10 protein-coding genes are annotated in these 12396 nt (G+C 57.7%); 8 read left to right on the top strand and 2 right to left on the bottom strand.

The genetic code is table 11. The features are described from left to right. Positions 1-22 precede the first annotated feature (22 nt). The gene (locus tag QF045_RS15220) at positions 23-1237 is read right to left on the bottom strand and encodes an aldose 1-epimerase family protein (RefSeq protein ID WP_306492922.1); all 1215 of its coding nucleotides are present in this window, start codon (positions 1235-1237) and stop codon (positions 23-25) included. A gap of 814 nt (positions 1238-2051) precedes the next feature. Between QF045_RS15220 and QF045_RS15215 the strand changes: the two genes are divergently transcribed. The 5 genes from QF045_RS15215 (at position 2052) to QF045_RS15195 (ending at position 6675) form a co-directional block, all read left to right on the top strand. Next, positions 2052-2888 carry a hypothetical protein gene (locus tag QF045_RS15215; protein WP_306492921.1) on the top strand — a complete coding sequence of 279 codons (837 nt, stop codon included), beginning with the start codon at positions 2052-2054 and terminating at the stop codon, positions 2886-2888. Between the two features lie 154 nt (positions 2889-3042). After that, positions 3043-3774, top strand: a complete 732-nt coding sequence (locus tag QF045_RS15210) for a hypothetical protein (protein WP_046382164.1) — start codon at positions 3043-3045, stop codon at positions 3772-3774. A 78-nt stretch (positions 3775-3852) separates the two neighbouring features. Beyond that, entirely contained in the window at positions 3853-4635 is a 783-nt protein-coding gene (locus tag QF045_RS15205; RefSeq protein WP_306492920.1) for a hypothetical protein, read from the top strand. A 776-nt stretch (positions 4636-5411) separates the two neighbouring features. Beyond that, positions 5412-5918 (top strand): hypothetical protein, encoded by a 507-nt coding sequence (locus QF045_RS15200; RefSeq protein ID WP_306492919.1) that lies wholly within the window; start codon positions 5412-5414, stop codon positions 5916-5918. A 100-nt stretch (positions 5919-6018) separates the two neighbouring features. After that, complete coding sequence (locus tag QF045_RS15195; protein WP_306492918.1) at positions 6019-6675, top strand: hypothetical protein; 657 nt, start codon at positions 6019-6021, stop codon at positions 6673-6675. 495 nt (positions 6676-7170) lie between these two features. Here the strand turns inward: QF045_RS15195 and QF045_RS15190 are convergent, their stop codons facing one another. Then, the gene (locus QF045_RS15190) at positions 7171-8121 is read right to left on the bottom strand and encodes a LysR family transcriptional regulator (protein ID WP_306492917.1); all 951 of its coding nucleotides are present in this window, start codon (positions 8119-8121) and stop codon (positions 7171-7173) included. 94 nt (positions 8122-8215) lie between these two features. On the opposite strand from QF045_RS15190, the gene QF045_RS15185 reads away from it, so the two are divergent. The 3 genes from QF045_RS15185 to QF045_RS15175 all read left to right on the top strand — a co-directional run bounded on the left by QF045_RS15185 (position 8216) and on the right by QF045_RS15175 (position 12316). Then, a complete protein-coding gene (locus QF045_RS15185) occupies positions 8216-9394 on the top strand; it encodes an MFS transporter (protein WP_306492916.1) in 1179 nt (392 codons plus the stop codon). A 382-nt stretch (positions 9395-9776) separates the two neighbouring features. After that, positions 9777-11153 (top strand): cystathionine beta-synthase, encoded by a 1377-nt coding sequence (locus QF045_RS15180; protein ID WP_306492915.1) that lies wholly within the window; start codon positions 9777-9779, stop codon positions 11151-11153. After that, positions 11150-12316, top strand: a complete 1167-nt coding sequence (locus QF045_RS15175) for a cystathionine gamma-synthase (RefSeq protein WP_306492914.1) — start codon at positions 11150-11152, stop codon at positions 12314-12316. Before QF045_RS15180 ends, QF045_RS15175 begins: the two co-directional genes overlap by 4 nt. Positions 12317-12396: the final 80 nt, after the last annotated feature.

The raw sequence follows: 12396 nt of genomic DNA, 5'->3' as shown, positions 1-12396 counted from the left end.
TGTGGAAGCGTTGCAGGCGCCCTTACCCCTTGGTCAAATCAACCAACGGCGTCTGCCGCACCTCAGTCTCGCGCCCAGCCTGAATCTCGCTGACCTGCTTCAAGGCCTTGTCTACAGCTGCCTTATCCGCCAACAAGCTGTAGCTGATGCGGAACTGCTTGTGTTCCTTGGGCCCAATGGTGGGTACCAGGTTCAGTGGCCGCTGATAACGGCGGTTGTAGGAAAAACTTGTCCCCGGCTCCAGCCCCGTGACATAGCCCTGCCCTTGAGTGTCGGTGTTCTTCCACAGGGAAAACACCGGCAGCGTCTGCGTATTGAAACCGACCGACACGCCCAGGCTGCCCGCTTTGTTGTGCAGCACGGTCAAGGTATCGCCCTTGGCATCGGCGTAGGGCACCACGTTGTAAACCGTTTCGTCGTAGTCCTTGGTGGGGGCGCGGTAGGTTTGCCAATCGGCCAATTCGCCTTTGGCCTTTTCGTTGAACGGCGACACCTGCTTCACCGGTGCGACGAAGCGCGCGCCTTGCTCCAGGAACGGAGTGCTGAAGTTACTGTGATACAGCGCCTGGTATTCCTTCGGATAGTCGCCGTTGTTGGTCAGGGTGTCGTTCAGAGCAAACACGACACTGCCGGGCTCGGTGACCAGTTCGGTCGCCACGGAAAAATCGACCTTCTTGAACGCCTGCTCTTTCAGTTCGCCGCGCAGGGTGATGGCGTACGGTGACTTTTCATCAATGTGCAGGGTGACTTTGTTCGCAGGGATATTCGCGGCCCTGCCATGCAGCGTCAGCAATTCGCCGTTGTCGATGCCAGGGTGACCAACCCATTCGTAGCCGCAACGAGTGACCAGCTCATTGAAACCTTCCAACCAGCCCAGCCCGCCGCGCCCAGTGAGTTCGATGAAGGAAGGATTGACCACTTCCTTGACCGGCGAATCCCAGCCCATGCGCACATCGCCGACCGAAGCCTGCAACACGTTCATACCGCGAGTCGGCACCACCGAGACCTTCATCGTGCCGTTATCGATGTCGACAATGCTCACCCCCTCCTGCCGACCACCGTGCAGCGTGCGCAGGGTAACGCTGAAGGGTTTGTCGGTTTGCACGCCGAGTTGCTGGCTGGTGACCTGCCAGTTCTGCGCGGCTTTGTCGGTGTCGAGGAGCACATAGTCCCAGGCCATGGCGTGGGAGGCGGCGGAGAATGCGGTGAGGGCAACAACGAATTTTAGGGGGGTCATGGCGGTAGCCTTTCTTGGAGTTGTGGCAGTTTTATAAACTTGATTAAACGTTTCAGCAAGCTGATTTACTGCAACGGCCATCAGTGCGCTTCGCGTAACCAGGTCAGCTATTCAGATGCTTGCGCTGGCTGTCAGTGAGCAAGAAGAACTGTTGATGAAGTCGAAGGAGGGGCTCATTGGAATCCTTGAGGATGGACGAAAACACCTCAGTTGCACGCGGCTACGTGAAATCCGAGTCCTGAACTGTCTGCCAAAAATTCAGATTTCAATCTCAGGCCCGTACTTTTCTCGCGCGGAATTCGAAGCCGACTTTTTCAACAGAATCGACCCGTTGCGGACGTTCAGAAACCTTTCGACTAAGTACGTACGATCACAACGGCACAACCAGTTATCGTTCTAGCGCCTGCTTCAAGCCGAACGCTTAGACCAGATCAACAGCCCTGACCTCTATAGCTCGTTGAGGGACAACGCTGGCACCCTGTCTGTGCAGGATCTGAATGAGCGTACAAGGAGGTACTTCTAACTCTCATGAGCCCTCGGTTGCCCGCTCGGGCAGCCGTCTACAAGCCCCTCGCGGTAGCCCTGCGCTACGGTAACGATACTTAGTCGTCAGTCGATTAGACGCTAGACTCCCCGAGCAAGTTGAAAACGTTTGCGAATACAAAATTAAGAATAGAGTTTTGATTCGAAAACAATGGGCAGCAGTTATAGACCATGCTACTTGGCGAATGCACGGCTGCCCAAATAAGTATCAAACTCAGTCATTCGGCATGCGCAAACTTTTTCTATGAACGGACGCAGGGGAAGTAATGCTATGACTGACAACGACATCCGCTATTTTGGTCGCGACCTTATAGAACTCATTGACGTTAAATCCGCCAGAGACGTTTTATTATCCAGCGACATGTTCAAACACTCTCCGCGCATGAGTCGCCTGCTCAACTATCTTGTTGAACAGGCCATCGTCGAGTCGGTGCGCGACACCAGCGAATACGCCATCGGCATCAGCGTATTTGACCGCGACCCATGTTCGTACAGCACGGGCGAAGACCCGGTCGTTCGGGTACAGGTGGGGCGCTTGCGGGCAAAGCTGAGGAATTACTACGCAACATTCGGGCGTAACGCCAAGGTCAGGATCGTGATTCCCCTGGGTTGCTACATGCCCACCTTCCAGCGCCAGTCAGCAAACGCCACCGAGGTTGCGCCCAGCCATGCGTTGTGTATCTGCCCGTTCAAATGCCTGTCTTCCCAAACGAGGTGGGAATGCTTTACCGAAGGGCTGCATGAGGAATTGACCCACCACCTGTACAAAAAGCTCGACAGGAAAATCATCGTCGAGCCCGCAGCTACTTGTGCAGGCATTCACCCTGCGCAATCACTCGACAGTGTGCCCTGCAACGGCATCGGTCACCGCCTGGAAGGCAGTGTCCACGTGGACGCGGATCGGATCAGAACGTCAGTACGCCTGATTGATGTAACAACAGGCTATGTGGCGTGGTCGGAACAGTTCAATCGCGCGGCGTATACGGCCATTGCACATCAACAAGAACTGGCGTCGTCTATTTGTTATGCACTACAAGGCTTCCTGGCAATGCACGTGAGTATTCTTTCGAAGCACTCAGCCCACAACAGCGGCACGGTGTTACTGTAACGATACTTATAAAAAAATCGCGTTATTCATACGCTCCCCCTCGAACCACTGGAATGCGCTAACCACTGATTAGCCTCCCGGCGATTCAAATAGCCAGTCGCGCGGAATGAACGACTGACAAACTTTAATGTGTTAGGGATTAACAGGTGAAAAAATGACTACGTACACTATTGAGTTCAACTTTGAAAATTCCGAGCAACAGGCCGTACTCGCGGCTTTACAGGCGCAGGGTTATAATCTGCTGGCTTATAAAGGCGCCGTTGGCCCCAACCAGCTAACCACTGGCGTACCGACCTGGTTTTCGGTCCCTTACGGCGACCAGTTCGGCATCGTCGACATTTATTACAAACCTAAATACAAGTTGTACGTCAGCACCCAGGCCGATATCGCTGCCAATACAACGATTCTCATGAAATCCCTGTCCCGGCCCCTCGAACTTGGCATTGCGCAAACATTCAACTCTGACGGCACCTTCGTTTCAGGCGGGGTCAGCAATGTTCCCGCTGATAGCCTGGGTCTGTTCAATAATCGGCCTGCGGGTACGCCACCGCTGACCGTGGGCCTTGCCGGCCTTGTCACCACCCCTTCAGGAGGCGAACAGTACTTGCCGTTCTGCGCATTCACCTTGAATCCACAGGGTTCAATCATGATGAAGCCGCTGGAAACCATTTTGCTGGTTGCAGCGCAACAGAGCCTGGAGTCAGGTAATGTCCAAGCCAGCGTTTCGGCGCCTGGGTGCACCTTCTCGTTCTCCGCGAGCGTGGGCAAATATGACATGCAAGTGCTGCCCAGCACCTTTGCCATTACCAACCTGAAAGGTAAACCTTCGGTTTCCCCCGTAAGTTCCGGCTCGACCATTGGCACCATCGTCAACTCGGCCAAGTGACCGGATTTTAAATAGGTGCACTACACCCGTGTCCGTCCTGGCGGAAACGGGTGTTTTTCTATCTGGCAGGAGGTGCCTGTGGGTGAATACAGACCGTACGTACTGTTGTGTGCCTGCTGGATAACAGGCCTGTTGACTCAGGTTTGCCACGCGGCGCCGTTGCGGCTGACGCTTTATCTGAACATTGAAGCCCGGCAATTTTTGAATGCCACTAACCAGTCCATTGTCATCGTTGTACCCGACCCCTCGTCTGAAGGAGACAACAGCGTAGTGGCTATTAATTTACCGCCGCCTATCACGGACTCGATGGTGGTGGTCATTGAACCTGAGACCAGCATTTATGTTGCCCACGGTGTCGTCAGCTCCGCACAGGCTTTTAAAATCGGGGTGTCCAGCCCTGTCTTGTATGGCAACGCGTACAGCTTCAACGGTTATAAAATTAACGGAAACGGCAAAGGCAAGGACGGCAGCGTGGGTATCTACTACGACGCACCTCCTAACGCGAAACCGCTGATCACGGGACAGGCGTTATTTATCTATGACAGTGACACAGGAAAGCCTGCTTCACCGTCGCCGATCAATGGCTTCACCCTCAACCCCTTTCAATCTCGCTATATCTCGCAGCCGGCCGCCGTCATATGGGCGCTGATCGGCAGCAATATCAGCAGCGGCAGCGTATTGCCTAACAGCGTGCTCAAGTCTGTATCGCCGTATCTGTCCTATGCTAACGCATCGACACAAGGGCGTTCGTCCTTTCAAATCAGTCGTTACCTCGAAGTACCCTTCAATGAACAGAACCAGGCCAGTATTCATTTTGACTTATCCCTTAACGCCTTCGAATGTGGGCCCTACCCGAAGTAGCGCTACGGTAACGATACTTACCCAGGTTGTGCCACTAACGTGCTACTGCGTCAGAAAAATGGGTCGATTCTGGAACAAATGCAGTGGCAAGTAATTCTTTCAGTGTGGGACGAATTTGCGGTGACGTCCTGGTTTTGGAGAGAGCCAGACTGAAGCCTATGAAAACACGTTTATCAACGACTTAGCTCAAGCTGACAAACGCTCCAATAGACTGATTTTTAACTACGGAGAGCAGGGTGTTGGCGCCGACGCCGAATTGCCCTAGTTGCCGATATATCTCTGACCCGGTCAGACTCCTCGCGAGCCACTATCTTTGCTAGATTTGTGTTGATTTAAAGGTGGGTCAGTCTCACGTCAGCTCGCGGGTCAATTCTGCATTGGCGTTAACACATATGGGCGGTCTGCCGCGTAATTTTAGAGTCGTCTTTAGTATTTCATTTACTATTGGAATTGCTTATTTTCAACAAGTTAGCGTGGTTTAAGATTAGGTCTTTTTAGGGTGGTCTTACGAAAATTATCTAGTGGTTTATCTGTAATGAAAATATTAATGCACCTCTGACTCGTAGCCACCGACTCACCCATTGCTACGCTTATTTTTAGTGGGTAACAGCCGAGCTGTTACACGGTGTATCTGTAACGTTACTTACCAGATGCAGGGGAGTTCGCGAATCTCAAATGGTCGCTGCCAATGACGGCAACGACGGTCAGCCGCGGTAGTGATTGCGGGACATTGCGATCCAAGCCAGCGGAGGCCTTATCACTTGGAGATTTCTAGAATGTCTGATGATCTGATGTGTCTCGACTTAAGCACTAAGGAATGGATGAAAAGTAAAAATCTGATTGTGCTGTTTTGTGCCGGTTCGCTGTTCAGCACGCTGGCGACTGCGGATGTTAACGTGTTCCGAGCGATCGATAGAAAAAACGCCACTTATGCGAAGGTAGCAGATGCGCAATGGAGGATTGACGAGGATGGTCTGTCCACATTTGAAGCAGCAAACTTCATTGTGCCCGGAAAGCCTTGCAAGGTCCGGTTCACTGTCGTTGGGGTCAACCCGCCGTTCGATCAGGGCGTCCAGGGTCCGATCCAGGATATGGCCGGATATATTGGCGTTTACTCTCCTCAGCACGGAGGGCCGGGGCATTGGAGCATTACCAAGGACCCCGCGCCGGCTGTCCCGACTGAAATCACGAACTTTGTGATTGCAAACAATGCGGCGGATGTAAACGTCGGCTATACCGGAGGCAGTCCTTCTCAATGCCTCACTCCGGCACAGCCAAATTAGTACTGCCAGAGCGCAATTGATATTGTGATGACTGATTAGAACTACAGTCAATTGAGAAGAGGTGTCTGGTGAGCACCTCTTCTTTTTTTAGGAGCGTCTTATGGCTGTTCTGCATTATTGTTATTCATTCACAAGCGATGTCCTCAAAAAAGATCTCGCTGGAACCCCAGATGAAGTTATTGCTCGGTTGCACCAAAAATCAGCTGAGGCGTGCAGAAAGCCGTCCCATGTGATGGCAGAGGCTTTAGAGGCAGTGCGTTTTAGCCCTTCTTGGCTTACAGATGAGGAAGAGAGTGATCGCCCGGCAAAGCAATTGCTGGTATGCCTACTTGGGCATTGTCATCCAGTACTCTCGCTAGGTCGAAGCGGTGAGCTTCCGTATCATTTGATTCTGAAGGCTCTACTGACGGATGCGGGGTGGAGTAACGAGCGAATCACTGACCTTATTCGTGGAAAGCCAGCAACAATCTTGTTTTCTATGGCGCAGAGAAAAGATTTGGAAGCGATATTCACTGGCCTCACTGATATCGTAGGTATTCTCGGTCCCGATGAATGCGCCAAGCTGACCACGGAGTTGAATTCAGCTCGCGATTATTTCTTCATCGATCATGCGCGTCACGAAGAAGTTCTCGGCGCCATTGTTCCGAATTGGTCCGGTCAAGGGGCTGTGCTGGCGAAGTCTGCATGGTCAAGGGCGGTTGACATGCTGAGCAGTCGAGCCTCCGAGCGTGACGCGCTGATTTTGATACTGGATTGATTGTTTAGGTCAGCGGTAAAACCCGACGGGCGGCCAGACAGGTCGAAGCAGCGACCTCCTGCTGCCACTCCATGGTCTGGGGGGCCGGTTTCTCATCAAACTGGTCCACCCATAACAAACGTCCGCTTTGGCAGCTTGTAAACTTGGCCATCAGCCTCAGCTTGCAATCATGGAAGCGAAACCGAGCTGTAATCAGGTAGTCCAGAGCGTTGTGGTTAACGGTTTCAACCGGCACCACGAGCACGAACGTGGTCGCAAAGTTTTGGTATGCCTGGTATGCCAGCTCATCAAAAAGGCCCTGAGCACATGACTCGCTCGTTTGATCATGGCTTATGCAACTGACAGCACGACGGCGTTGTCCGGCGGGTTCAGATAAAGCCCGATGACATCGACGACTTTTTGAAGCCTAACGCTTCTGGCCATGGATCAACCTACCAATAAACAGTCCGAAGATCGGCATGATAATACTGGAACGCGGAGATGACCGCTCTGGGGCTATTTCAGCCGGTTCCGATAGGCAGCTATTGGCCGAAACCAACCAGTGAATCTCCCCTCACACCCAATGCCCCCCACCAAAAAGTCCACAAACGCCCTAACCCGCGCCGGCATCGCCGCCCCACCCACAAACACCGCATGAATCGGCTCCACATCCCCCGGGTTATACGCCTCCAGCAACGGCACCAACTCCCCCCGTTCCAGATCCTGCGCCACGCTAAACGCCCCTACCCGCGCTATCCCCGCGCCCAGCTTCGCCAACTGCGCCAACGCCTCGCCGCTGTTCCCCTCAATCGTCCCCGTCACTTTCAACGAAAAATCCCGCCCATCCACCCGAAACGGCCAATCCGGCGCCGCCCTGCGGAAGTTGAAGCGCAAACAGTTGTGCTCAAATAAATCCTGCGGCGTCACCGGCGTGCCATGCCGGGCGAGGTAGTCGGGTGAGGCGACGATGACCTGGCCGGTGGAGCCGATGTGGCGCGCGGTCAGGGGGCTGTCGGCCAAGTGGCCGAAGCGGATGGCCACGTCGGCTTGGCCGCCGAGGATGTCGACCACTTCGTCGCCCAGCATCAGGTCGACCAGGATGGCCGGATAGCGGGCGCTGAAGGCGGCGATCAGCGGCACGATGGTGAGGCGGCCGTGGGCCAGGGCTGCGCTGACTCGGAGGCGACCGCGGGGGGCGCCCTGGTCGGTGATGGCGTCTTCGACTTCGGCCATGTCCGCCAGGATGCGCCGTGCGCCCCGCAGGTAGGCTTCGCCTTCGGCGGTGAAGGTGATGGCGCGGGTGGTGCGCAGCAGTAGCCGGGTGCCGATGCGCCGCTCGGTGCGGGTGATGATGCGGCTGATGGACGATGGCGTCAGCCCCAGGGCACGCGCGGCGCCCGACAGGCTGCCGTGTTCGGCGACCCTGACGAACACTTCCATCTCTCCCGACCGCCCGCCTATGTCCATTTGTGCCTCTTGCGCAAAGGTGTAGTTCCCAACCAGGGGCTACTGCTTGAAAAGGCCGGATTGTAGCATTTGGCACACAGATGAGGAGTCAACCATGCGTATCAATCCACCCCTTGTAGCCTTGTCCATCGGTGCCTTTGGCATCGGGGTCACGGAGTTTGCACCCATGGGCATGTTGCCCGGTATTGCCGCCGATCTTGGCGTATCCATTCCCGCTGCGGGGCTGTTGGTGAGCGCCTATGCCATGGGCGTGCTGATTGGCGCGCCGATCATGACGCTCGCGACGGCCAGGGTGCCCCGCCGTCATTTGCTGATCGGGCTGATGGCGATTTTCACCTTGGGTAATCTGCTCTCGGCGCTGGCGACCAACTACCAGACCTTGATGATTGCCAGGCTGGTGACCTCACTGAACCACGGCGCGTTTTTTGGCATTGGTTCGATTGTGGCCGCGAGTGTGGTCGCGCCGGAGAAGCGCGCGGGGGCTGTGGCGGCGATGTTTCTGGGGCTGACCCTGGCGACCATTGGTGGCGTGCCCCTGGCCACCTGGTTTGGCGAGAACTTTGGTTGGCGCACGGCGTTCTGGGGCATTAGCGGGCTGGGCGCGGTGGTGATGGCGGCGCTGTGGTGGGCGCTGCCGAAGGCACCCGCGCCGAAAGGCGGCAGCCTGATGGCGGAGATTCGCGTACTGGGGCGCGGGCCGGTGTTGGCCGCGTTGGCGCTGACGGTGGTGGGTTCCAGTGCGATGTTCACGGTGTTCACTTATATCGCGCCGATCTTGCGCGATGTCACCCACGCGTCGACCAACTTTGTCACGGGAATGCTGGTGCTGTTCGGTATCGGGCTGACCCTGGGCAATGTGTGGGGTGGCAAGTCTGCGGACCGTTCGGTGGACCGCACGTTGGTGATTTCGCTGGTGGTGTTGATAGCCGTGCTGCTGGCGTTTTCGGTGCTGATGCAATGGCCGCTGCCCGCTGCCTTGTCGATCCTGTTGTGGGGCGCCGCCAGCTTTGCCTTGGTGCCGCCGTTGCAGATGCGCGTGATGGAAGCGGCAAAAGATGCGCCTAACCTGGCCTCGGCGATGAACATCGGGGCGTTCAATTTTGGCAATGCAATTGGGGCGGCGTTGGGGGGCGCGGTGATCAATGCCGGGCTGGGTTACCCGGCGATTTCCCTGGCGGGCGCGCTGATGGCGGGCCTGGGTTTGCTGATGGTACTGGGGCTGGGCTGGCGCTCGCGGCGTGCCGGTGCCCGCGCCAACAGCGCCCTGGCGTAGCGGTCGTCTAAACTTCAGCGAGGCCGCGATCGCGGTGGGTCAGGGGCACACAGGCCAGCAGTGCCGCCGCCTTCGTAGCCTCGCTGGGGCTCGACAACTCCCACATTTGATCTGCGTTGCCTGCGGGTGCTGTGCTCGACTTGCGAACCAAGCCAGACAACACCGATAACCTCTGTAGGAGCGCACGAGCCCCAGCGAGGCCGCGAAGGCGCCAGGCCAGGCAACGCAAATGCCAACCCTACAGCCCACCCCCCATGCGCCAAAAAAAGTCACGCATCGGACCACCCGGTTGCACCCCACGCGGGACCGGCCTATGTTTCTAGCCATGCTTTGCGTTCTGCTGTCCCCCCACCCTACGCCCATCCCGTAACCAGGTGACGACATGCCCAACCTATCCCACCCCGCCGTACTTGAACTGATCGGTAACACGCCGCTGGTCAAGGTCAGCCGTTTCGATACCGGCCCTTGCACGCTGTTTCTCAAGCTTGAATCGCAAAACCCAGGAGGTTCGATCAAGGACCGCATCGGCCTGGCCATGATCGACGCCGCTGAGCGCGACGGTCGGTTGCGCCCCGGTGGCACGATTATCGAGGCCACCGCCGGCAATACCGGCCTGGGCCTGGCGCTGGTCGGTCGCGCCAAAGGCTACCGGGTGGTGCTGGTGGTGCCCGACAAGATGTCTACGGAAAAAGTCCTGCACCTCAAGGCCATGGGCGCCGAGGTGCATATCACGCGCTCCGATGTGGGCAAGGGCCACCCCGAGTACTACCAGGACGTGGCCGCGCGCCTGACCAAGGGCATCCCGGGTTCGTTCTTTGCCGACCAGTTCAACAACCCGGCTAACCCTCTGGCCCATGAAACCAGCACCGCGCCGGAGATCTGGGCACAAACCCAGCATGATGTGGACGCGATTGTGGTGGGCGTCGGCTCGGCCGGCACCCTCACCGGGCTGACGCGTTTCTTCAAGCGCGTGCAGCCCGAACTGGCGATGGTGCTGGCCGACCCGGTGGGTTCGGTGATGGCCGAATACAGCCGCAGCGGCCAGTTGCCAACCCCTGGCGCCTGGGCGGTGGAGGGCATCGGCGAGGACTTCATTCCGTCGATTGCCGACCTGTCCAGCGTGCGTCACGCCTATTCCATCAGCGATGAAGAAAGCTTCGACCACGCCCGCCAACTGCTCAAGGCCGAAGGCATTCTTGGTGGCTCGTCCACCGGCACCCTGCTCGCCGCCGCGTTGCGCTATTGCCGCGAGCAAACCGAGCCCAAGCGCGTGGTGACATTCGTGTGCGACACCGGCACGCGCTACCTGTCCAAGGTCTACAACGACCAATGGATGAACGATGCCGGCCTGTTGCAATACAAGCACTACGGCGACCTGCGCGACCTGATCGCCCGCCGCTTCGAAGATGGCCGGGTGATCAGCGTAAGCCCCGATGACACCCTGCTCACCGCCTTCCAGCGCATGCGCCTGGCGGATGTGTCGCAGCTGCCGGTGCTGGTGGACGGCACGCAACTGGCGGGGGTTATCGATGAGTCCGACCTGCTGCTGGGCCTGCACCAGGACGCCGCGCATTTCTCCATGAGCGTGGCCAGCGCCATGACCCGCACCCTTCACACCCTGGCCCCCAGCGCCAGCCTCGCCGAACTGCAGGCGGAGCTAGATCGCGGCCTGGTCGCCATCATTGCCGACGCCTCCGGCTTCCACGGCCTGATCACCCGCGTCGACCTGCTTAACCACCTACGGAGATCCCTTGCATGAGCCAGCCCGATAAAAGCGCGTTTGCCACCCGTGTGATCCATGCCGGTCAATCCCCCGACCCGACCACGGGCGCGCTGATGCCGCCGATCTACGCCAACTCCACCTACCTGCAAGACAGCCCAGGCGTGCACAAAGGGTTAGACTATGGCCGCTCGCATAACCCGACGCGCTTTGCGCTGGAGCGCTGCGTTGCCGACTTGGAAGGCGGCACGCAGGCCTTTGCGTTTGCCTCGGGGCTGGCGGCGATATCTACGGTGCTTGAGCTGCTGGATGCCGGTGCACACGTCGTTTCCGGCAATGACCTGTATGGCGGCACCTTTCGTCTGTTCGACAAGGTGCGTCAGCGCAGCGCCGGGCACCGGTTCAGCTATGTCGACCTGAGTGATCTGTCGGCATTTGAAGCGTCACTGCGGGACGACACGCGCATGGTCTGGGTCGAAACGCCCAGCAACCCGTTGCTGAGCCTGACCGACCTCAACGCCATCGCCCGCCTCTGCCGCGCCCGCGGCATCCTCTGCGTGGCTGACAACACGTTCGCCAGCCCATGGATCCAGCGCCCGCTGGAGCTGGGTTTCGATATTGTGGTGCACTCCTCCACCAAGTACCTGAACGGCCACTCGGACGTGATCGGCGGCATCGCCATCGTTGGCGACAACCCCGAGCTGGCTGAGCGCCTGGGCTTTTTGCAAAACTCGGTGGGCGCCATCGCCGGGCCTTTCGACGCGTTCCTGACCCTGCGCGGCGTCAAAACCCTGGCCCTGCGCATGGAGCGCCATTGCCGCAACGCGCTGGAACTGGCGACCTGGCTGGAACAGCAACCGCAGGTGTCACGGGTGCATTATCCCGGCTTGAAATCTCACCCGCAGCACGAACTGGCCACGCGGCAGATGCGCGGGTTTGGCGGGATGATTTCAGTGGATTTGAATGCCGACCTGGCGGGCGCCAGGCGCTTTCTGGAAAACGTGAAGGTGTTCGCCCTGGCCGAGAGTTTGGGCGGCGTGGAGAGCCTGATCGAACACCCGGCGATCATGACCCACGCAAGCATCCCGGCGGCGACACGCGCGCAGTTGGGGATTGGTGACGGGTTGGTGCGGTTGTCGGTGGGGGTTGAGGATGTAGAAGACTTGCGCGCGGACCTGGCTCAGGCCTTGGCTCACATATAAACCATCCAGACACCAGAGAACCAAATGTGGGAGGGGGCTTGCTCCCGATGGCGGTGCATCAGTCAGCTTATTGGCAGCTG

This window comes from Pseudomonas sp. W4I3 (assembly GCF_030816195.1).
Lineage (GTDB): Bacteria > Pseudomonadota > Gammaproteobacteria > Pseudomonadales > Pseudomonadaceae > Aquipseudomonas.
The sequence above is the reverse complement of the archived record's forward strand: the minus strand, read 5'-3'. Positions and strand labels throughout refer to the sequence as shown.

Coding starts and splice junctions, on each gene's coding strand:
- QF045_RS15195 (WP_306492918.1), top strand. CDS start 6,019: ATGGCTGTTCTGCATTATTGTTATTCATTCACAAGCGATGTCCTCAAA.
- QF045_RS15200 (WP_306492919.1), top strand. CDS start 5,412: ATGTCTGATGATCTGATGTGTCTCGACTTAAGCACTAAGGAATGGATG.
- QF045_RS15190 (WP_306492917.1), bottom strand. CDS start 8,121: ATGGACATAGGCGGGCGGTCGGGAGAGATGGAAGTGTTCGTCAGGGTC.
- QF045_RS15215 (WP_306492921.1), top strand. CDS start 2,052: ATGACTGACAACGACATCCGCTATTTTGGTCGCGACCTTATAGAACTC.
- QF045_RS15220 (WP_306492922.1), bottom strand. CDS start 1,237: ATGACCCCCCTAAAATTCGTTGTTGCCCTCACCGCATTCTCCGCCGCC.
- QF045_RS15175 (WP_306492914.1), top strand. CDS start 11,150: ATGAGCCAGCCCGATAAAAGCGCGTTTGCCACCCGTGTGATCCATGCC.
- QF045_RS15185 (WP_306492916.1), top strand. CDS start 8,216: ATGCGTATCAATCCACCCCTTGTAGCCTTGTCCATCGGTGCCTTTGGC.
- QF045_RS15210 (WP_046382164.1), top strand. CDS start 3,043: ATGACTACGTACACTATTGAGTTCAACTTTGAAAATTCCGAGCAACAG.
- QF045_RS15180 (WP_306492915.1), top strand. CDS start 9,777: ATGCCCAACCTATCCCACCCCGCCGTACTTGAACTGATCGGTAACACG.